The following is a 21,337-nucleotide window of genomic DNA, read 5'->3' on the forward strand; positions in this document are numbered from 1 at the left end:
AGGGGGCGAGGGAGCCAACCGGGCAAGTTCTTAGACAGGCTCTCAACGGAAATCACCTTACATCCCCCACACCCAAATCCGGTGCTCTCCATACTGCTCTTGCCGAACCAAGCTCTTTGCTTCCCAGGGCACCTCCGGGGTGCGATCGAAGACGACCAGATAGCCCTCGTCGGTGCCGACCCGGTCCATATAGTCGGCGGTCTGTGCCAGGCCTTCTTTGATCGTTGCCGCCAGGGATTTGTGTAGGAGCTTGAGCTCGATGACCGCCCGTTGGACCGGGCCATGGAAGCCCTGAGTCTCATCCAGGGGCCACTGCACCAACAGATCGGTGCGGCGGCGTCCCAGGCCGTATTCCCGGTCGATGCGCCCGCCGCTGTTGACGATGCGTTGCAGGAATGCCTGCATCAAGAGCTGCGGGCCGGCCTCTTTATAGTCGAACCGTTCGATCCAGATCTCGCTGTTTTCGCGGAAGAATTGCTGGAAGGCAGCGAGCAGCTTGGGGAGATCGAGGCGCTTGTCCTGGGTAACATACCAACCGGTCTCCTGGGGGATCCGGGTCTGGGCAATCCAGGTCAGGGTGCGCGGGATGACTTCCCGGTAGATGGGGTTGGCGATCTCGATCTGCGGGCGGGTGCGGATCAGTCCCAGGTCTTGCACATACAGTTGGTCGTCTTCGCTGGGCGGGGCGATTCCGGATTCGAAATCGTCGCCCAAGAGTTCGCCGATAACCTTGTGGACCCGCGGCTCCCGCAACTTGTCGGCCAACTGGTCGAGATGGGTATCCCGCCGCTCGATCAGCCGCTCCCGGGCATCGGCCATGAGACCTAAGGTAATCGGGCGGGCACGGTCGTGGCCTGCCTTCATTTCAAAACAGGCCTCGTAGCCGAGGGCATTGACCAGCCAAGGCTGACCGGTTGTCTGCTCGAAGACATAATCGATCACCCCGTCCGCGAACGCCTGCCCGGTCTCCTCGGTGTGTTGGGCATAGAGCCCGGCGACATCCCCGTGACTGAAGTTCCCCAGCCGCAGGGATTTCGATTTGATGTTGAAGGCGCTGCCGCCGGTGATGATCTGGTGGTCGCCGCTATGCATGCGGTAATCCCGCACATCCCGCACCCCGCACAAGAGCACTGTCTGCGGGAAGGCGCGCGGACGATCCGGATAGCCGGCGCGGATCTGGCGCAGCAGGGAGATCAGGGTATCTCCCACCAAGGCATCCACCTCATCCAGGAGCAAGACCAGGGGCTTCTCTAGCCCTCGGCACCAGCGACGCAGCCCTTCCCGGAGCAGACTGCCGGCAGAGTGAGTGGCAATGATCTCCTGAGCAATCTCCGGCAGGAGCCGATCGGCCAGGTATTCATCGGCACTGGCGACCAGGGCGTCCAGGATGATCCGCATGCCTGCTTCCAGGTTCCCCCGCACCGCCTGGGCCGGCTCCAGGTTTACATAGAGGGCCGTGTAATCCTGTTCCGCATTGAGCTGCGCCATCAAGGCCAACAGGCAGCTGGTCTTGCCGGTCTGGCGTGGGGCATGGAGGACGAAGTAGCGTTTCTCCTGGATCAGACGCCGGATTTCATCCATCTCCCAACGCGCTAATGCAGGGATCATGTAATGGTCATCCGGCCTGACGGGGCCGGCGGTATTGAAGGTTTTCATGTTCGAGATCCTGGAGGCTGGACTGGGCCTACCGATTGGGACTGCCGCTCCTCGGCCAGTGCCAGGAGGGCGTGGATTGCTGCTACCACTAATGCGGATCCTCCCTTGCGCCCGTCGGTAAGGATCCAGGGGACCTCCGTGAGCTTGCTCAAGGCCGCCTTCGACTCGGCCGCCGAGACGAATCCCACGGGCATCCCGATGACGAGGGCCGGCCGCACCCCCTCCGTGCGTACCAGGCGCACGACCTCCAGCAAGGCGGTCGGCGCATTCCCCACTGCTACCATGCCGCCATTGAGTAGGCCATGTTCATGGGCCTTGCGCATGGACTGCACGGCGCGGGTGCCGGCATCCGCTTGCGCCCGGGCGATGATATCGGGGTCACTGATGAACTGGTGTATCTGGATACCGAAGTGGGCCAGGCGCGCCTGCGATAGACCCACCCGGATCATCTCCACGTCCGCCACCACCGGACTGCCGGCCAGGACGGCGGCGACGCCGGCGGAGACCGCCTGGGGATGGAAGCGGGTCAGGCCGTTGAAGTCGAAATCCGCGGAGGCATGGATCATGCGCCGCACGATCGTCCACTGGTGCGCGTCATAGCCATGGGGACCGGCCTCTCGATCCACGGTGGCAAAAGAGTCATGCTCAATCCGCCGGCCGGTTTGGGTCGCTTGTTCGGTGATCGTTTTGGGCATAAGTTTTTCGATGTACCTTTGTTCAAATCTCTTTGGTTCTTTATGGATTCCGGACCGCTTTGGAGTGCGCCGGCAAAACGGCGCGGCTCGAGCTAACCTCAGCCACGGGGGATACCAGCGGCGTTGGTCGGGAATCCGGGCACTTAGCCTATCAGCACCGAGGAGCTGAGTCCGCTGGAGCGGACAAGACGGCGTTCCCACGCTGGAGCATGGGAACGAGCGTGACAACGCCGATCAGCACCGAGGAGCTGAGTCCGCGGGAGCGGACAAGCCGGCGTTCCCACGCTGGAGCGTGGGAACGAGCGTGAAAAAGAGCCATCTTTTTTGCCATCCACGGCACTCGGATTCCGGCCACACTTACCGGAATGACGAAGCGGGGGCTGAACCATTACCTTACCCCTCGCCTTCCGACCCGACCCGCCGGCGGAAACGATGCGTAAAATCCGGATCATAGAGCTTGGATGTCTGCAAGCTCGGCCAGTGGCGTGCCCCTAATGTCGGGCTAACGATGATCATGGCCTGGCTGTCGACCTGTTCGGCGCGACACCTGGCCTCGATGTCGGCGAGTGTGCCGCGGATGATCTTCTCTTCGCCGGGCCAGCTCGCCTTGTGGACGACCAGCACCGGCGCCTGCTCCTGCCAGCCTGCCGCGCACAGCGCGCTGCGCACCTTGCGCAGCAACCGGATGGAAAGGAATAGGCATAGGGTGCAGCGATGCCGTGCCAGTGCCTCCAGGGTTTCGCCCTCCGGCATGGGCGTGCGGCCCGCCACCCGGGTGATGATAACCGTTTGGGTCACCTCGGGCAGGGTGAGGCTCTCCACGGCCGCCGCCGCCGCGGCCATGGCGGAGGAGACACCGGGTACCACGCCGATCTCGATAGCGGCGGCATCCAGCGGTCGTGCCATCTCGATCAATGCGCCGTACAGGGAGGGATCGCCGGTCTGCAGGCGCACCACCCGGTCATGCACCCGTGCCTTTTCGATCAACCAGCCGGTGATCGCCTCTAGCGTCATATCCTTGGAATCGGCAATCTCGCAGCCGGACGGCGCCCAGCGCAAGGCCGTCTCTGCGACCAGAGAACCGGCATAGAGGATTGCACCGGCGCCGGCGATGAGTCCGCGACCCTTGACCGTGATCAGGTCCGGATCGCCCGGTCCGGCACCGACGAACCATACCTTACCCATCATCTGCGTCGGCGCGGTGGGTTTGTCAGCGTATCGGATCAACACAATGGAAATCGGTTTGAGAGCCTGTCCGGCTTAGAGATGGTGTGTCGCCACATCCGCTCGCTGCCTCAACAGACCGATGACGAGTTCGGTCAGGATCAGCTCCATCGCATACATCATCTTGCCGCCGGGGATCACCAGGGTGTTGAAGCCGGTGATCATGGCCCCGTCGATCAGGCCCTTGAGGTTGAGCTTATACTCGATGCTGGGCTTGGGTTTCTGAAAATGGATCAAGACCAGGCTCTGGTCGGCAGTCGGGATGTTGGCTACGGAGAAGGGATTACTGGTGTCGATGAGGGGGATGCGCTGGAAGTTGATGTGGGTCGCGGAGAACTGGGGCACGATGTAGTGCATATAGTCATGCATACGACGGTGGATCGTCTCCAACACCACCTCCTGTCGGTAGCCCCTTTCTGCCATGTCGCGTTTGATCTTCTGCACCCACTCGAGGTTGATGGTCGGACACACCCCGATCAGCAGATCCACCTCCTTGGCCATATCGATGTCGTCGGTGACCACACCACCGTGCAACCCCTCGTAGAAGAGCAGATCCGTATCCGGCGGGATCGGCTCCCAAGGCGTAAAGGTGCCCGGCTCCTGCCCGAAGAGTGCGGCTTCTTCCTCGTCATGGATATAGTAACGGCGCTCCCCCCTGCCGGACTCCCCATAGCGGCGGAACAGCTCGGATTGCTTCTCGAACAGGTTGGCCTCAGGTCCGAAGTGGCTCAGGTTGCGGCCCTCCGTCTTGGCCTTCTCGAGCTCCTCCTTCATCTGCTGCCGGTCGAAGCGGTGAAAACTGTCGCCTTGGATGGTCGCCGCGCGGGCGCCGACCCGCCGGAAAATATGCTCCAATGCATCCTTCACCGTGGTGGTTCCGGCACCGGACGAGCCGGTTACGGCGATGATCGGGTATTTCTTCGACATGCTTATACTCTGTCATATTTCCATGCGGTTGAACGTCTCGGTCAAGAGACCTTTATCCACAGATTACGCAGATTGTCAAAGCTGGTTTCGTTTTTCATCGGTGCACCGAGCAATCCGCACGACCCACAATTCAACCAATAGCCGCATCGAAAACACACTCCAATTTCGGCTAACATTGCAAACTCACAGGATCGATGCTATCTCATGATGTGATTCCATCAGGAGGTATCCCATGACCAAAAAATACATCGTGCGTCTGACCGCGGAGGAGCGCGCCCTGCTCACCGAGTTGGTGAACAAGGGCCAGGCGGCGGCCTATAAGATCAAGCATGCCAATGTACTGCTGAAGGTCGATGCGGATGGACCGAACTGGAGCGATGCGCAAGCCGCGGAGGCCTTCTCCTGCGCCCCGCGAACCGTGTTCACACTGCGCCAACGCTTTGTGGAGCAAGGGCTTGGGGCGGCCCTGGAGCGCAAGCAGCGTGAGCGGCCCCCGCGCGCACCGATTCTCGATGGGGAGAAAGAAGCGCGCCTGATCCAGCTCGCCAGTAGCGAGCCACCACCCGGACATGCCCGGTGGACCTTGCGTTTACTGGCCGCAGAGCTGGTTGCCCTGAAGGTAGTGGACGCCATCTCCGCACCGACCGTCATGCGCGCACTCAAAAAGATAGGCGGAAACCGTATCAGCAAACCTGCCGGGTGATCCCGTCTGAGCACAAGGCCGAGTTAGCGGCCTGCATGGAAGATCGGTAGTGGTTAAGGCTTAAATGGAAACATCGCCACTCGCAGTGGGTTGGGCACGTCACACGCAGCACCCCCTCTCCCTCCGAGGGTGTCGCAAAAGCCCCTCTCCCGGCGGGAGAGGGGCTTTTGCGACACCTTCCCGCCGGGAGAGAGCCTGCGCCGAGCGCAGCGAGGGGGGCCGGGGAGAGGGGATCAACTCAATCACTACCAGCTGAAGCTGGTAGGTTGGGCCACTAAAGTGGCCCTCGGCGGACTCAACCGCCGACTGAAGATAATCCATCTGGAAGATGGAGGTTTGTACCTCGATCCGCCTACGGCGGACTGAAGTTTTTGGGGACAATCAAGCAACGGGGCATCATGAACCCTTCTACGCTAACCATTTAAATTACCACTACCGGAGGATCTTCCGGAGGTTATGGGTGTCTATAGACCTGCAACGCCTGGCGGTCTGTCGGGACGGGCGACCGGTCCGGTTGGTCGGGGAAACACGCTGATCCCTCCCCGGCAAGTCGGGTTAGCCCCTCAATACTGAGGGCGCGCGGATCAGCTAAAGTGACTATATTCACAATATAATCCGAGATGTGGAAAAAATCATATTTCATCCTCTCTGCCCTTGTGATCAGTGGATTGGGGATGTTGCTGCTGGTTTATCTTCAGTCCCACCGGAGTGCCTCCTTCGAGACTGCCGTAGAGATGGGCGAACAATTGGCACAACAGGGTCGCGAAGATATTCCGGCCTGCACGGGTTGCCATGGTGGATCAGGCGAAGGCAACCGGGGACTCGGTTACCCCAGATTGGCCGGATTGCATCCTGACTACATTCGCAAACAACTCCGGGATTTTGCGCGTAATCCCTTGGACATCGGTGTAAAAGTCGATGCGATCGCACGTGATTACACCAAGACGCCTCGTATCTATAAGGATCTCACCGTCTATTCACCGGGTATTCGATCCGATGCAATAATGAACCCGATTGCCAAGGCACTGACACCTGAGGAGATTGACAATTTGTCCGAATACTATGCCCGGTTACCGTTCAAGGCGCGGCCGGTCGCGGCGGATTTTCAGACGCTGGAAAACGGTCGGGAACTGGCCGCGCGCGGCAAACCGGAATATATGATGCCACGCTGTAGCGCCTGCCATGGCCCGAATGGAGAAGGCTTCGGCGCTATCTTCCCGCCCTTGAGCGGCCAACCTCCACAATACATTATCAATCAGATCAACAAGTGGCAGCGCGGTGAACGCGATAATGACAATCTAGCGATCATGAAAAATATATCCAACCTGTTGACCGATGGCGATAAAAAAACCATCGCTGCCTACTTCGATAATATGTCCTATGAGGTAAATCAATAATGCCTCGGTTCAAGCTATATTATCTATTCACAGTAATCAATGCGTCTCTCATCACGGCCATCACGGCGCAAGAAATCGATCCTTTGGAGGTCCGCCCCAGCCTGGTCGAGCCGCGCGTCAGCTTGCCCACCGAATTGATCGCAGTGCCGGTCGTCAATCCCGGCGAGTACTATGTTCCACCGAAGGTAGAGGATATTCCGGACGACAAATATGGCGATATGGTGCGCTGGGGGCGTGAGATCTTCGTCAATACCCAAGTGCATGGTCGGCGCTTCGTCGGTAATGGTTTGAATTGCAGCAGTTGCCATCTATCGGAGGGTCGTCAGCCCTATGCCATGCCCCTATGGGCGGCCTATGGGATGTATCCGCAGTATCGCTCCAAAAATCGAGAGGTAATCACCATTCAGGAACGGATTCAGGATTGTTTTCGATACAGCTTGGACGGCATTGCCCCGACCTTGGACGCCCCGGAGATGGAGGCCTTGGTGACCTACATGCATTGGTTGTCCAAGGATGTACCGATCGGGGTCGAGTTGCCCGGCCGCGGCCTTGCACCCATCAGCCGAACCCGTTCCCCTTCTCATATCAATGGCGAAATCGTTTATAAAACCCGGTGTGCCATGTGTCATGGCGAAGACGGCAAGGGTCAGAAACACAAAAACGGCGTGGGCTATATGTTTCCGCCCTTATGGGGGGGGGATTCATTCAATCGTGGAGCGGGTATGAATAAGATCAGAAGGGCAGCGCGCTACATCAAGGCCAATATGCCGCTGGGTGCCGGCTATACTCTGACGGATATGGAGGCCTGGGATGTCGCCAATTATATGTGGATCCACTACCGTCCGTTCGATCCCCGGGTGGGTTGGTTCTTGAATGCGTTGGGACCCAAGCCGGGCGGGGGTTGGTAAGTGGGTGCCTTTTTCTCCTTGTTCAATTGTACGGCCTGGTTCGGGTTATTAAACCGCGCGGTCATCAAGAACGATCTGATTGCCGGCATCATTGCCGGTGTGCTGATTCTACCCCAGGCCGTTGCCTTGGCGACATTGGCGGGTATGCCACCTGAATACGGGCTATACACCTCTATCTTTCCGGTGATCATCGCGTCCCTGTTCGGCTCTTCCTGGCAGGCGCTATCGGGCCCCAATACGGCGTTGGCGATTATGATCGCCACGGCGCTCGCGCCTTATGCTTCATTGAGCACGCCCGATTACATTATGTATGCCATTACCTTGAGTTGTATCGTGGGCGTGATCCAGCTCCTATTTGCGGTGTTTAAATTAGGCGCTGTCTTCAACTATTTTTCCGAAACGGTTCTGATCGCTTTGATTACCGCCGTCGGGATCACCATTATCTTACGTCAGTCGGGCGATTTCATGGGTATCATCATGAATGTCCCCGAGGACATCGATTACACCCTGTATCGGTTATTTTTCAGTGCACATCTCATCAACGGCTATGCCGTGACCGTAGGGGTTACGACGATTCTAGCCAGTGTGCTCTCGAGACGCTATCGGCCCACATGGCCCCATCATATTGTTGCCATCCTGGTGGGAACCCTGATGGCGGAAACACTGGATCTGCTGTTCGGCTCGGCGACCACGGCCATCGATAGACTGGGCCATCTGTCATTGAGCGTTGCCCCTTTTTCACACCCGGATTTCAGTCCCGGTAATTTCGCGGAGGCCGCAGAGGGGCTGATGTCGGCGGGGTTCAGTATTGCCTTAATGGGATTGATTCAATCGACTATTATTGCTCGGGGCCTGGCGACCAAGACCGGGCAACTGATCGATAATAACAAGGAGGTCGCAAGTCAGGGCCTATCCAATATCGCCGGCAGCTTTTTGTCCTGCTTTCCGGCCTGCGGCTCATTCAATCGCAGCGCGGCCAATTTGGAAGCAGGCGCTTTGACCCCCCTGGCGGGTATTGTCTCGGCATTGGCACTGGCGCTCCTGGTATTCGGTGCGAGCCCTTTGATTGCGCGCTTACCCATGCCGGTCATGGCGGGGGTCTTGTTCATCGTGGCCGTCAATTTGATCAAGCTGAAAGACATCAAACGGTTACTGGCGATACGCAGCGAGGCGAGAATCATCTTTGTAGTTACCCTGATAACGGCCCTGTACGGCAATCTGGCGGATGGTGTCTTTTTGGGGGTCTTTTTATCCATTGTGGCCTATTTGAGGAGCGTTTCCGTTCCCGAGATTGAGCTACTGTTCGGACTGAAAGCCAAGCAGTACCGGCCCGCGGGGGTGGAACGGGCAACGGTATTGAAGGTCTCCGGCAGCCTGTTCTTCGGCTCGGTGAACGGCCTGGAGAAGTTTCTCGTGGATTTGAATACCCGAGGTGGACGCCAAGGGTCCTTGGTTATGATCTGTGAACAGATCCAAAACATGGACGAGTCAGCACTGGAGGTCTTGATCCATGAGGCGCTCAAACGCCGCGAGGCAGGTGGGGATTTATTCCTTTGGTTGGGGAATCATAAGCTGGATACGGTGATTCGAGGCAGTCGGTTGCCGGAAGTGATCGGTGATGATCACTTGTTGTACCACACAGGGTAATGCCATTAAGTTAGCTGCCGGCCGCTGGTCGTGGTAGGTCGGGTTAGGCGCGCCTTTCAAGGCCGGTATGTGCCAGCGAGGCCAAACGCGCCGTAACCCGACAATGCGGTCTCTCGAATTCGCGGATGGCGCCGCTGTACGCCGCCGGCTTCGATTGAATCCGCATCTTCTACGGAGCAAACAGGTACCCACCATCGAATGTCGGGCTAGGGCGCGTTCGAAAGCGTTTGCATCCCTCACCACCGAAAGACGCGCCTAACCCGACCTACAAGACTTAACTTAATGGCATTGCCACACAGGGTAGTTGTACCACACAGGGTATGAGAGAGGCTCGAAATGGAAAAAATTAGGTTGATTGTCGCTGCTCTTTTATTGTGTATATCAGTGACTACCTTGGCCGCTGAGCAACTGAAGTATCGCTTGTTGTTACAAGTCAGTGAAGACAGCGTCGACAAGCTCAATACGGCCCTGAACAATGCCCGGAGTGCACTCGCGGCCTTCGGCCCGGAAAATGTCGATGTCGAAATCGTGGTTTATGGTGCGGGGGTGCAGACGCTCAAGTATTACGCGCCGATTCCCATCGCCGATAAGGTCAAGGAGGTGACGACGGAGGGCGTGCGGATTATCGTGAGTGAGAACTCGATGCGCAGGGCGAAATTGAGACCCGCCGATATGTTGGAGCAGGTACGTTATGTGCCTTCCGGCATCGTGGAACTGGTCGAAAAACAGACCTTAGGTTGGAGCTATGTCAGGCCCTGAATCGGGTCGCCTGTGAGGATCTCTAAGAGGCTGTCTAAAAAGGCATAGTAGACGGTAGGCTGGGTTGAGGAACGAAACCCAGCTTTGACGGGCTAGCCTGACTTGCCGGGTCTCGTCCTTCGGCCCAGCCTACCGCTTTAAAATCAGTATGTTAGTTTTTAGACGGCCTCTAAGTAACAATCCAAACCTCGTTTTTTCCCTGGATAGGATCATGTCCCACGACCAGAACTTCAAAAACCTCCTCCTCGACTATTCCCGTCAAGCGTTGGCCTTTTTCGCCGCCGCCGAGGCCGCGAAGATCGACGAACGGGTGCACATTACACCCGTTCGCCAAGAGCAGTTCCAAGAACGCCTCGGCGAACGCTTTCGGGAGCTCGATGTGCCGCTACGGGTAGAGTGGCCCGACGGACGACGCGAGGCCCTCCTGTTCGTGCTCGAAGAAGAGAGCGACGCCCGCCGCTTCTCCATCCACCGCCTGGCCCACTACTGTCTGGATCTGGCCGAGCTGATGAAGACCGACCGTGTGGTCCCGGTCGTCATCTTCCTGCGCCAAGCGAAAGGTGTGGCCCAACGCCTGCGCCTGAGCGGAGATCAGGACACCTACCTCGATTTCCGCTACCTGAGCTGTGCCCTCGGTGAGCTGTCCTATGAGGACTACCGCCACAGCGATAACCTGGTAGTACGGCTGAACCTGCCCAACATGCAGTACCCCGCGCGGCGCAAGGTCGAAGTCTATGCCCAAGCGGTTCGGGGACTGATTGAGCTGGAACCCGATCCCGAGAAGCAACTCAAGTATCTGGACTTCATCGACATCTACGCAGCGCTTGATGATAATGAGCGGGCCGAATATCAGCGTGACTATCCCGACGAGGCGCAGACCATGAGCCGATTTGCCGAACGCTTCCACGAACAGGGCATGCAGCAGGGCATACAACAAGGCATGCAGCAGGGTATGCGGCAAGGCATACAGCAGGGTATGCAGCAAGGCATACAGCAGGGTATGCAGCAAGGCATACAGCAGGGTATGCAGCAAGGCATGCAGCAAGGCATACAGCAGGGCAAGCACCAAGGCGAAGCCTTGGTATTGGAACGCCAGCTACGCCTGAAATTCGGCACCTTACCCGACGCGGTACAGCGCCGTATCGAGCAGGCCAGCGAGCAGACCCTGTTGGAGTGGTCCGAGCGGGTCCTCACCGCCAGCCGTCTCGACGAGGTTCTGCACTGAGAGGATGTCGGCCACTTGCCGCACGCACCTGTCTCCCGAGCACCGGCGCTGCGGGCCAGGAACAATACCGTCGCCGGGATGCGTGGGGAACGCCGCACCCAGGTTTCCGAGCGCCTTCATGTTTATGCAGTTACGCGCACAAAGATAGCGGGGTCTCCTTATCCCACATGGCTACCTTAAAATTTTCAAGGTGCCCTTATTGGGTCTGTTTGGCTGTTGCCTGTTGTTCACCACTGAGACTCGCTGCGGGTGACGGACAGGTCACCCTGATCCACATCGGGGATCTCCACGGTCATTTGGTACCTCGTCCGCAGCTGCGGGACGCCGCGAGCGATCATGGAAAAATGGTCGGGGGTTTGGCCTATGTCTACGATCAGATCAGTAAGATCAGGCGGGCACACCCGAATAGCCTGTTGATCAATACCGGCGATACGATCCAAGGATCGGCGGAGGCCTTATTCTCACGTGGCGAGGCGCTGATCGAGATATTGAACGAGTTCAAGATAGATGCCTTCGCGCCGGGCAATTGGGATTTTCTTTATGGTACGGACCATTTCATTCGCTTGTTTGCGGGCGAAACGCCCAAAGCCAATTGGCATGCCGTTGCGGCGAATCTCTATTACGCGACCCTGTATGAATTTCCGGCAACCCCCTATGCCGATAAGGCCGGGCAAAGGGTATTACCGCCTTATCTGATCTACCAGGTCGGCGATGTCAAGGTCGGCCTGATCGGATTGACGGCAGAACGTGGTCCCAAGGCGTTGAGCCCCATGGTCATGGAGGGGTTTTATCTGACGACCGGGCAGGATGAATTGCCGAACGCCATTGATCTGTTGAGGAACCAGGAACAGGTCGATTTGGTCGTATTGCTGTCCGAACGCGGTCTGGCGAATAACTTGGCATTGGTGGAGACCTTTCCGGGCGTGGACATCGTGTTGTCCTCCGATATGCACGAAGAGACCTACCAGGCGCTGGTGGCCGAAACCGGTACCATACTGGTAGAAGAAGGACAGGATGGAACCTTGGTGGGTGAGCTTACGGTTAGGGTAGAGGACAAGAAAATAACGGATTGGCAATGGCAGGCCCATCGCATCAGTGTCGACAATAATGTCCCTCACCCGAAGATAGCGGCAAAGATCGACGCGATTCGGAGGCCGTTCATAAAAGGAGAGGGTTTTAAACCCCATGTCAACCCCATCAATGGGGCAGTCCTGCGAACGCCCGTCGATATCATTATCGGGCACACCCGGATTCCGTTGCATCGTTCCAATTTTTCGGACGCCGAACGGGCCCCGGCGGTTATCGAAGGCACCTCGCACAACTTCCTGACCGATGCATTCAGAGCCGCCTGTCAGGCGGATGTGGGTGTTATCCGTGGTTTTCGCTATGGAACCCATATTGCGCCTGGGCCGATCAGGCTCGAGGATATTTATCATTATATCCCCATCGGACCACAAATCGCTTGTGGTTTGATATCCGGCGATGACCTGAAATTGCAGCTGGAACGCTCCGCACAGGCAGTATTGAGTCAATGGGTCGGCGCTTGGGGCGGCGGTTGGCTACCGGCTTTTTCCGGGCTCACCTATGCCTTGGACCCTTACAATGAATTCGGTTTGCGGACATCACGGATTCGAGTCAATGGCGAATTGATGGATCATGAGAAGATGTATAGGGTAGCCGGCTATTGGTATGTGGATGAACCGTCACAAATCAACCGGCACCCCGCATTGGAAATCAAGGTGTTGAGAGACAAAGACGCCGGTATCGTGGATGCTACGGAAGTGGTCGCCTATTATTTGCAGACCCTGCCAGGGCATCTGGTCACGCCCTCATTGGGCCGAGTGAAGTTGTTGCAGCCGCTACCGAAACCGATCTGGAAAAACCGAGAGATACAACCGCTCAGGGGTGCTGTGAGGGTGGATTACGGCGGGGACTAGTCCATCATTTCAGTACATTTTGCCTATTATCCTGCGCTCGTTCCCAGGCTCCAACGCCTGCCTGTGCGTCCCTGCACGCAGACAGGTGGGAACGCTGTCTTGTCCGCTCCGGCGGATCGTGCCCCTCTGTGCCGACATGGGTTGGCTTGGGTCGGCTTACCTGGTCGCTTGTTGGCGCTGGAGCCTGGGAGCCGGCAATATCAAATTTCAACAGGCCCTAACTAAAGCGAAGCGGATGATGAACTATCTGACACCTGAAGATCTCTACGGTCTGGAGGCCTACGCCAAGCTACGCGGCGACTTCCGGGCCAAGATTATGGCGCACAAGCGGGACCGAAAGATCCACGTCGGTACATACGCGACGCTTTACTTCGAGGATCGGCTGACCATTCAATACCAGATCCAGGAAATGTTGCGTATCGAACGTATCTTCGAGCCGGAAGGCATCGCCGACGAGCTGGCGGCCTACAACCCGCTGATTCCCGACGGCAACAATTGGAAGGCGACCTTCATGATGGAGTACCCGGACGCCCAGGAACGCCGGGCGGAACTCGGTAAACTCATCGGGATCGAGGACCGGGTCTGGGTACAGGTCATCGGCCAAGAGAAGGTCTTTGCCATCGCCGATGAAGACCTGGAACGCGCGGACGAGACCAAAACCTCGTCGGTGCACTTTCTGCGCTTCGAACTGACGCCGGAGATGATCGCCGCCTTGAAGGCCGGAACGGACCTAGCGGTCGGCATCGATCATTCGCATTACCGCCAGGCGGTAAGCGTCAATGAGGCTACGCGCACCGCGTTAATGCGGGATCTCGACTGACCGATCTCAGGGCACCCTACAATTGGAGTCCGACAATTCAGTCCGACTCTTGCTGAGTAGGGAAGGTGGATTTTCCTATAGGAAAATTCGGCTCAAACGAAGCCTTTTGGTCGTGGAATAGCCGCAGGATGGGCAAAGCGAAGTCTGTCCATCCAGTTGGCCTCGAGCGCTGGTCATCGCGCAGGGCTCCTCGAACCGCGGCCTCTTGTCGGGAGACAAATCAGACGCCGCGTGCCCATCAAATGGCGATGGGCACGCTTCGCCAAGTGCATCCTCCCAGACTATCAGGGTTCAGAAATCTGCGTGGAATGACCCGCGGCCTTGGAGCCAACTTGCCCGGGAGCTCGTTTTTTGCCCATCCCACCACCCGATGTCAGCGACCCTAGTTTCGACACGAAGTTGGTACCGCGGCGCAACAAAGACAACCGAATCAGTCCGCAGCCCCTACGCCACAAACCCCTCGATCAGGACCAGAGTTTTAGTATTTCGGACGGCTGCGTTTGGAATCCTCAGCCCTGATCAAGGCCAGTTGGATCTCTCGCAGGATTTCCGCCGGGTGGCGTCAGTCCTCGAACCGCTTTTGCGTAGAAATCCTTCATGAAACCGGTGGCCCGAGATCATTCAGCTTCCGAAGTCATGAGTTACGGCTAAGGCTTTTAGATGCGAAAGGCGCACCAGACCATAGACCTCCAGTGTCCCACCTCACCGCGACCGGTATCAAATGAGGAGGGTGACCAACTCCGGTACCCGCTAGGTTCAAGGTCCTGCACCTCCAGGGCATAAAGGGATGCCATCTCATAGCCGGAATCAGCTTACCGTACAGCCGTCATTGGCACCAGCCACGTACCAAACCGGCAAGAAGGTCGGGGGGTCGCTCGCTGGGCTTGTCCTTACCGAGAAAGAAGCCGTGGGTAGCCAGGTGCAATATGCGGCGGGAGACGGAGGATTTGAGAGCAGGGGATTTGAGTCGAGTCTCCGAGGCATCCTCGGCTCTGCCAAATCTCGGCCTTGCCATTAATCCGGAATCAATGGGAATTGCTTAATGGCCCTTACCTCGTGACCAGTATACTTGAGGCGGACGAAACTGGCATCTCTCACTACGCAGGCGTTGTCTCCAGTCAATATCTGGCCTTCGTCCACCCTCCGCTTGCTACGGATGGGCCTCCCGGCTGCTTAGCTGCGGATAAAGGAGGACACGGCTCAGGAGCCGAAGCGGCGTAGTCCACATCGCCCGTAGACAAACATGCCCGCTTGGCGGCGGAGGCCAAATCCGAGCCAAATTCAATAAGGTCGCGTCCGGTCTGAAGATCCGATTGCAACCTGGCGCTCGATCAATGGCATATCCGGGGAGTATCCAGGCGCGCGAAGGCAACCAGATCCAGCACGCCATCCGGGGCGATGTAAGTCCAGTCGTATTTGGCCGAAATAAGCATCCGGCTGCAAAGAGCATTTAGGTAGGACTTGCGGGCCAACTCCCTGCCATCGGTTGGAGAAACACTGCTTGGAACTGCGGAGTGAAAGCAGCCAGATTTATGGAGTCGACATTTGCTGACAGTTTCCGTAGGGCGCGTTGGAGTCTTGACCATGGGCTCGTTGGGCCGAGATCAGCGAGCAAGATCGGGTCCATCTCCGGTCCGCAGGATCAAGAGGGCAAGCCAGTGAGTTTACAGGAACTACCGGTCGCGAAATCTACCGGCCGGAATGCGCGTAAGGAGAGCAGGGCCGACCCAGGTGAACCGGATCATTACCTGTTTCAATCCGACATCACGCCTTGCCCGCTGCTCCACATTACTCGGCTCAGCCCGGTAGCAGCTCCACCTCGCGGCGTTCGACCGCCTCACGGGGCACTAGCGATGGCCTCCTTATCCGGCACCGAAGCGAGTTCATCAACCAGCTCAAGAGTTGGCTCGGTATCTGCTCCAGTTCGCCCGGCGACCGCCATCGCGAGATCTCAGCTGGAGCCGGACAAACCGGGCAATCAGTGCCTCGGTCTCCTCGGCCTTAATCGCTTCCAGCGCAAATTATTAACACATCGGCGGCCAACCGCAAGGTATCCGGTTGCGGATACCGGGAGGGCGAACTGAACTTAGGTGTTGGAATTTGGATTCGGTCTCTGGCCAGCGGCGGCGCATCGCTGAGCGTAATCGAGAGCTGGCTGCCGACGAAGCCACGCAGACCCTTGTCAGGCGACGCAGCTCTCACGCGCCTGGTCTCGCTGCCGAGATTGATTAATGTGTAGGCTAAAAGATTGGCGGCCGAGGTATGAGAATTGTCAGGGTGATATTTATCAACAATACCCGCTCCTCGCGGCCCTTGAGGGCAAGATGCAAGCAGCGGCCAGCCTTGTCATATTGGCCTTATTATCATACAGGCCGGCGAGGTTGCTGACGCTAACAAAGGGGTATCGGGGGGTGATCCCGACCCAGTATCAACTCTGGGCCTTAATAATGCGCACAAAGAGTGGTTCGGCTTTATTATAGCGGTCTTTATTGCGTAATACAACCGAGCGAGGTTGTTGGCGCTGACAAAGGGGTTATGGGGTGATCCTGGCCCAATACCCGCTCTCGTTAAACTTCAGGCACGTACGAAATTAGCTCAGCTTCACTATAACGGCCAGTGTATGAATTTTAGCATGGCAAGGGTTGGTACCATATAAAGGGGAGTTGGGGTGCTCCTCACCCAGTATCCGCTCGTTGGCCTCCAAAGCACGCAGATAAGAGGCTCGGCCGTGTCATAGCGACCTTGCGCGAAATTACAATCCGGCAAGGTTATTTGTACTGCTAAGGGGTATCAGAGATTGATCCTGGCCCAAAATTCGCTCGTTAAACTCCTGCAAAGGTGCATTAAATCGCTTGGCTCCGGCCTCGCCGTAACAGCCCTGCGTCTGATACAGCGCAGCGAGGTTATTGATGGAAATGAGGATGTTGGGGTGGTTTTGCCCAGCACCCGTTCCTGGATCTCAAGGGCGCGTATATAGAGCGGTTCCGGCCTTTACATATTGGCCTTGCGTCTCGCCCACAACCCAGCAAAGGTTGTTGACGGCAATAAGGGTGTAAGGGATGATCTTTGCCCAGTACCTGTTCTTAGCGGGCGCGAAGGCGCGGAGATAGAAGCCCGGTTCAGCCTTCTCATAGTGGCCTTGGGCTCGATACAGATCGGTGAGGTTGACACTACCGAGGGGTTTGGAGATGATCGACCCAACGCTCGCTCACTGGCTTTGGGCACGTTCACCGTGTAGTGGTTCGACCTCTTTATAGCGGCCTTGCGCCTCTGATGCAAGGGTAGCAAGATTGTTGATGCTAGAGGGTTTGGTAGTGGTCCTCCACTGATATCCGCTCACCGCGAGGCCTCACGGGCATGCAGAAGGAGTGGTTCGGCTCTTGTAGCGGCCCTGGGTTCGATACAATCCGCCAGTGATTGAGGCTTTGCAAAGATATCAGGGGTGGTCTTCGCCCAGCACCCGCTACCAGGTCTCAGGACGCACAAAGAACTTTTCAGTCTCTTTATATCGGCCTTGTGTGTAATATGAACCGGCGAGGTTATTCAGCGCGAGAATGGTTAGTTGGTGTAGCTCCGAACCGAGGTCTCAGCTCGCCAATTCCAATGTCTCGTGGGCGGTATTTTCCGCCAGGGAATGATCACCGGCCTCAAAGGAGATCAGCTGTGCTTTCGGTTGAGGGGCACCAGCCAGATCTTCCGCGGTTAACAACTGGCTCACCAATGCGGAGTAATGGAGGCATTGCCTCGACAGGGCCAACGGGCTCCAGTGCCCCAGCTGGAATGCTGACTAGCAGCATAAGCACCAGGTAGGCAACCCGAAGATCTGGCTTTCATCGTCTCAGCTCCTCCACAGGCCCTGAGCCATTGATTATTCAGATGTACCGTTGACGAAGCACGCCTTCTTCAAAGGTATCGCCCCGTTTAGAAACTGAAATTTTTTATAAAGGGGTATACGGTTGGCTCCTCTGACCCTGCAAAATATTGTGGTTACTATTGGTGAAGGACCACCAAGATGGTAGGGGTGGAGGAGCTAAACATATACTATTAACCAGTATAAATGCAATGGGATCGTAAAATGATACAGCTCAAAACCAGGAAGTCTCAATGAAGCCAAAGAGTAATCGATACTTCAAATCGAAATTATCTACCAAAGCCCACGGAAGGTAATTCGATTCATATGCATAAAAGGTATTTGTTCCCGGATTGATTCAGAGTTTAGTCGCACATTTTCCATATTATTATTTTTTTAATGGTATTTTCGTGAGAATCATAAAAAAGGCTAGCTTCTGGTCTATATCCTTATTTTTTGAACCAAGGTATCAACCATATCTTTCTATGGTAATACATCGTTAACTATTATTTATGTTTGTCGTATATTCTACCAAAGCAACTCGTGTATTAAGCTCGTTGGGCTTATCGCTGAAGAGCTAGCAACCCACTATAATGGCCCACAACAGCGGGCTGCATCCATAGCAAGACTACTAAATAGACTGAGGGACAAATTCCCAATGCCGACAGATCCAACTCGTTTCTTTACCAATCTCGCTATGGTATCGCCAGAATCAACACTATATCACTACCGAGTTGAAAATTCATGTCGACAATGTCATCCGAGTCGGCTTTTGGCATTACCACGGGGAGTTCTCCGCCCGGCATGACTCAGGTCGTCCGTATGCGTTCGGTCAGTTCGATTTGATCCTTTTGTCTCTTTCTCAGTTTGATCAGCTGCGTATCTTTTTTGGTGCGAAGACATGGATTACCCGATGGCCGTTTCTGTAGCAATTCGAACCACAGATTACCGTCCGCGTCCTGCGGGCAAAACAATCGGAGCAGATGCAGGACCAGCCAATAGGCCAACCCGCAAAAGTCAAAACAATGTAGTGCGTAAGCGCATTCTCTAATACCTCAGGTTACCAATTATTCAGACCCCACTGTTTTGCCATCTATGGCACCTGGATTCAACAATCCTGCCGGAATGACAGATGAGGCTAAACGATTACTAGAGTTTCTGTTTTCGCATTCTCTCGATTATCCGTTTTCACCGCGTATCGGTGCAAAATCTCGTATCTTACGGATTCAAACTGCTGGAGTGCACCGGCAAAGCGGTGCAGCCGGATCAAGTCCCAGCGGTGAGAAATACCGGCAGCATTTGCCGGGAACCTGGGCGCTGGGTCCCCCACGCGCCACGGCGACGGCGTTTTCCCCTAGCCGCACGCTTTTGCTTGGGACCTCGCCGTCAAAAGCGACTGGGCGGGTATCCATAATGACTTCGCGGTTAGGTCGGACACTGCGGATTCCAGTCGGTACCGGGGTGAGGTTACCGCCGTACTCCAAAGTTTCCGCTGCACCGCTCCGGTTCGCTATGGCTCACCACACCCTACGAATGATGAGAACCGTCGTTCTCTTCGCGTATCGGCGAAGCATAGCCATCTTCAACAGGCTCGGAGAGGCGGTGGCCCTCACCGAACCACTCGCCAAGGTCGATCAACCGGCAACGCTCGTTGCAGAAGGGTCGCCACTTGGATTCGGGAACCCAGGGGACCGGCTTGCCGCAATTGGGGCAGGCAACTGTCTTGGGAGGGGTGTTCACGTGCAGCGCGGCGGGGGGGGTTATTGAGAAAAGACTGCCTGTTCCGTCATCGGTCATCGTGCTACCGACTGTCGTCCTCTTCGACCAGTCCGGAATCCATAAAGAGCCTTGATTGATTGTAGGGTCCGCTGTGCGGACCAGTGGGATGTTGCGGCTATTTAATACGTGAAAACAGTCGGTTAGAGTTAAATGTCAACAGGTTTAAAAGACACAACAGGTAAGGGTAAAGGTCGTATCTTTTTGCCAGGAGGTAGGTCGCCCTGTCTCTTTAACGCTCATAAAGCGGATACTGAAGCGATTCTTGTGGCCGCTGATTTCGGGAAAGAGATGGCTGCCGTCTTTTAGGGTGACGCGCACTAACTGGGCCGGGGCCTGGATATTCAAGGCTTCTTGATAAAAGCCGCCGGTGGCGGTCACCTCGCGCGGTTCGGCGCTGGTGCGCGCCAAAGAGAGCGCCAAGGTGATGCCGTTGCTCGCCGGTTGCAAGCTCTGCATCCAGTCGTTTAACTGTTGCTGACGCAACTTCAACGGCTGCCTCAGCCAGTAGTGGTATTGGGGTATATCGAAGCTGCAGGTGCCGCCGGGTATGCTGCTGCGTTTGGCAATGCTCTTAAGGAAGCCGTCCTGGCGTAGAGATTGCCCGATTTGCCCACTCGATTTGTGGAGATCGGATATGGCCTTACGTAGATCATCGAGCGTCTTTTCCAGGGTCTTCGGATCCACTTCGGGCTCGCGCTGCATGCGGTTCAGTGCATTCGTGTTTCGCTCCAGCTCTTTCAGCAGCTCGGTCTTGATGTCTCCCCGGGTGGTGATGGTGAGGATGTCGAGAATCCCTTCAACCGCCACCCGCGACATCCAGGGGTCCTCCTGGGGGAGGAAATGGGCGACCTTTTCGAGCAGGTACTCAAGGCGCAGGAAGGTACGGATCCTTTCATTCAACGGATACTCGAAAGTCAGGCTTGTGGACACGATCGTTTTCCTGGGTGGTTGGGACTCGCCGAGCTTTGGTGCCAAGCCCGTGGATGGGTAGAAAATCCTTGCAATCGGTCAGGTGTCCAAAGCCGCCATGACCTCGTCGGGGATGTCCGCACTGTGGTAGACGTACTGCACGTCGTCCAGGTCCTCCAAGGTATCCACCAGCTTGAGTAGCTTTTCGGCCGTTTCCCGGTCGAGCTCGATCCGGGTAGCGACATTGAAGGTCACCTCAGCGGCTTCGGTGTCGAAGCCCGCGCCGGTCAGGGCCTGCTTGACGGTGGCAAAATCCTCCGGTGTCATGATCACATCCAGGGAGCCATCATCGTTGACTACCACGTCTTCCGCACCGGACTCCAGCGCAATCTCCATGACGGTATCTTCGTCGGTGCCGGGTGGAAGGCTGATGATACCCTGCTTGGCGAACAGGTAGGATACCGAGCCATCCGTACCCAGGTTACCACCATGCTTGGCGAAGCCGTGACGAATCTCCGCAGCAGTGCGATTGCGATTATCGGTCATACAGTCGACCATGACCGCGATGCCGCCCGGACCATAACCCTCATAGCGGATCTCGTCGTAGTTTTCTCCCTCGCCTCCGCCGGCGCCACGCTTGATGGCGCGGTCTAGGGTATCCTTGGGCATGTTGGCGCCGAATGCCTTGTCCACCGCCAGACGTAGTCTCGGATTTGTATCCGGGTCCCCTCCCTCCTCGCGGGCTGCGACCGTGACTTCCCGGATCAGTTTGGTCCAGATCTTGCCTCGCTTCTTATCCTGGGCCGCCTTACGGTGCTTGATGTTGGCCCATTTACTGTGACCTGCCATCGATTACCTCGCTACCTCTCCACCACGCATAGGACCCCATGTCTTTCTGAAC

General features: G+C 56.7%; 15 protein-coding genes. 8 read left to right on the forward strand and 7 right to left on the reverse strand.

What is annotated here, in order from left to right:
• Nucleotides 1–57 precede the first annotated feature (57 nt).
• The 4 genes from E1958_RS12810 to E1958_RS12825 all read right to left on the reverse strand — a co-directional run bounded on the left by E1958_RS12810 (nucleotide 58) and on the right by E1958_RS12825 (nucleotide 4,502).
• Entirely contained in the window at nucleotides 58–1,656 is a 1,599-nt protein-coding gene (locus E1958_RS12810; RefSeq protein WP_133512219.1) for an AAA family ATPase, read from the reverse strand.
• A complete protein-coding gene (locus E1958_RS12815) occupies nucleotides 1,653–2,351 on the reverse strand; it encodes a precorrin-8X methylmutase (RefSeq protein ID WP_133512220.1) in 699 nt (232 codons plus the stop codon). The genes E1958_RS12810 and E1958_RS12815 overlap by 4 nt, the downstream gene beginning before the upstream one ends.
• A 393-nt stretch (nucleotides 2,352–2,744) precedes the next feature.
• The gene (gene cobM / locus E1958_RS12820; protein ID WP_207787870.1) at nucleotides 2,745–3,536 is read right to left on the reverse strand and encodes a precorrin-4 C(11)-methyltransferase; all 792 of its coding nucleotides are present in this window, start codon (nucleotides 3,534–3,536) and stop codon (nucleotides 2,745–2,747) included.
• A gap of 75 nt (nucleotides 3,537–3,611) precedes the next feature.
• A complete protein-coding gene (locus E1958_RS12825) occupies nucleotides 3,612–4,502 on the reverse strand; it encodes a phosphoribulokinase (RefSeq protein WP_133512222.1) in 891 nt (296 codons plus the stop codon).
• A gap of 232 nt (nucleotides 4,503–4,734) precedes the next feature.
• Between E1958_RS12825 and E1958_RS12830 the strand changes: the two genes are divergently transcribed.
• The 8 genes from E1958_RS12830 to E1958_RS12865 all read left to right on the forward strand — a co-directional run bounded on the left by E1958_RS12830 (nucleotide 4,735) and on the right by E1958_RS12865 (nucleotide 13,898).
• Nucleotides 4,735–5,205 carry a helix-turn-helix domain-containing protein gene (locus tag E1958_RS12830; RefSeq protein ID WP_133512223.1) on the forward strand — a complete coding sequence of 157 codons (471 nt, stop codon included), beginning with the start codon at nucleotides 4,735–4,737 and terminating at the stop codon, nucleotides 5,203–5,205.
• A 674-nt stretch (nucleotides 5,206–5,879) separates the two neighbouring features.
• The gene (locus E1958_RS12835; protein ID WP_243725269.1) at nucleotides 5,880–6,602 is read left to right on the forward strand and encodes a c-type cytochrome; all 723 of its coding nucleotides are present in this window, start codon (nucleotides 5,880–5,882) and stop codon (nucleotides 6,600–6,602) included.
• Entirely contained in the window at nucleotides 6,602–7,510 is a 909-nt protein-coding gene (locus E1958_RS12840; RefSeq protein WP_133512224.1) for a c-type cytochrome, read from the forward strand. The genes E1958_RS12835 and E1958_RS12840 overlap by 1 nt, the downstream gene beginning before the upstream one ends.
• The gene (locus E1958_RS12845; RefSeq protein ID WP_133512225.1) at nucleotides 7,511–9,157 is read left to right on the forward strand and encodes a SulP family inorganic anion transporter; all 1,647 of its coding nucleotides are present in this window, start codon (nucleotides 7,511–7,513) and stop codon (nucleotides 9,155–9,157) included.
• A gap of 393 nt (nucleotides 9,158–9,550) precedes the next feature.
• A complete protein-coding gene (locus E1958_RS12850; RefSeq protein ID WP_165742132.1) occupies nucleotides 9,551–9,916 on the forward strand; it encodes a DsrE family protein in 366 nt (121 codons plus the stop codon).
• 211 nt (nucleotides 9,917–10,127) lie between these two features.
• Complete coding sequence (locus E1958_RS12855; RefSeq protein WP_133512226.1) at nucleotides 10,128–11,141, forward strand: hypothetical protein; 1,014 nt, start codon at nucleotides 10,128–10,130, stop codon at nucleotides 11,139–11,141.
• A 167-nt stretch (nucleotides 11,142–11,308) separates the two neighbouring features.
• Entirely contained in the window at nucleotides 11,309–13,078 is a 1,770-nt protein-coding gene (locus E1958_RS12860; RefSeq protein WP_133512227.1) for a bifunctional metallophosphatase/5'-nucleotidase, read from the forward strand.
• A 235-nt stretch (nucleotides 13,079–13,313) separates the two neighbouring features.
• Nucleotides 13,314–13,898 carry a DUF3501 family protein gene (locus tag E1958_RS12865; protein ID WP_243448488.1) on the forward strand — a complete coding sequence of 195 codons (585 nt, stop codon included), beginning with the start codon at nucleotides 13,314–13,316 and terminating at the stop codon, nucleotides 13,896–13,898.
• Between the two features lie 5,377 nt (nucleotides 13,899–19,275).
• Here the strand turns inward: E1958_RS12865 and E1958_RS12870 are convergent.
• From E1958_RS12870 to E1958_RS12880, 3 genes are all read right to left on the reverse strand, one after another.
• The gene (locus tag E1958_RS12870) at nucleotides 19,276–19,488 is read right to left on the reverse strand and encodes a DNA gyrase inhibitor YacG (RefSeq protein WP_089725052.1); all 213 of its coding nucleotides are present in this window, start codon (nucleotides 19,486–19,488) and stop codon (nucleotides 19,276–19,278) included.
• A gap of 201 nt (nucleotides 19,489–19,689) precedes the next feature.
• On the reverse strand, nucleotides 19,690–20,457 hold the full coding sequence (gene zapD / locus E1958_RS12875; protein WP_133512229.1) for a cell division protein ZapD: 768 nt from the start codon (nucleotides 20,455–20,457) through the stop codon (nucleotides 19,690–19,692).
• 78 nt (nucleotides 20,458–20,535) lie between these two features.
• Nucleotides 20,536–21,285 carry a YebC/PmpR family DNA-binding transcriptional regulator gene (locus E1958_RS12880; RefSeq protein ID WP_133512230.1) on the reverse strand — a complete coding sequence of 250 codons (750 nt, stop codon included), beginning with the start codon at nucleotides 21,283–21,285 and terminating at the stop codon, nucleotides 20,536–20,538.
• Nucleotides 21,286–21,337 lie beyond the last annotated feature (52 nt).

Source organism: Candidatus Thiosymbion oneisti (genome assembly GCF_004359955.1).
Lineage (GTDB): Bacteria > Pseudomonadota > Gammaproteobacteria > Chromatiales > Chromatiaceae > Thiosymbion > Thiosymbion oneisti.

Excerpts from the sequence above, each read along its gene's own strand:
- E1958_RS12840 (WP_133512224.1), top strand. The coding sequence starts at position 6,602 with ATGCCTCGGTTCAAGCTATATTATCTATTCACAGTAATCAATGCGTCT.
- E1958_RS12815 (WP_133512220.1), bottom strand. The coding sequence starts at position 2,351 with ATGCCCAAAACGATCACCGAACAAGCGACCCAAACCGGCCGGCGGATT.
- E1958_RS12865 (WP_243448488.1), top strand. The coding sequence starts at position 13,314 with ATGATGAACTATCTGACACCTGAAGATCTCTACGGTCTGGAGGCCTAC.
- E1958_RS12855 (WP_133512226.1), top strand. The coding sequence starts at position 10,128 with ATGTCCCACGACCAGAACTTCAAAAACCTCCTCCTCGACTATTCCCGT.
- E1958_RS12860 (WP_133512227.1), top strand. The coding sequence starts at position 11,309 with ATGGCTACCTTAAAATTTTCAAGGTGCCCTTATTGGGTCTGTTTGGCT.
- E1958_RS12825 (WP_133512222.1), bottom strand. The coding sequence starts at position 4,502 with ATGTCGAAGAAATACCCGATCATCGCCGTAACCGGCTCGTCCGGTGCC.
- E1958_RS12830 (WP_133512223.1), top strand. The coding sequence starts at position 4,735 with ATGACCAAAAAATACATCGTGCGTCTGACCGCGGAGGAGCGCGCCCTG.
- E1958_RS12880 (WP_133512230.1), bottom strand. The coding sequence starts at position 21,285 with ATGGCAGGTCACAGTAAATGGGCCAACATCAAGCACCGTAAGGCGGCC.
- E1958_RS12810 (WP_133512219.1), bottom strand. The coding sequence starts at position 1,656 with ATGAAAACCTTCAATACCGCCGGCCCCGTCAGGCCGGATGACCATTAC.
- E1958_RS12835 (WP_243725269.1), top strand. The coding sequence starts at position 5,880 with ATGTTGCTGCTGGTTTATCTTCAGTCCCACCGGAGTGCCTCCTTCGAG.
- cobM (WP_207787870.1), bottom strand. The coding sequence starts at position 3,536 with ATGGGTAAGGTATGGTTCGTCGGTGCCGGACCGGGCGATCCGGACCTG.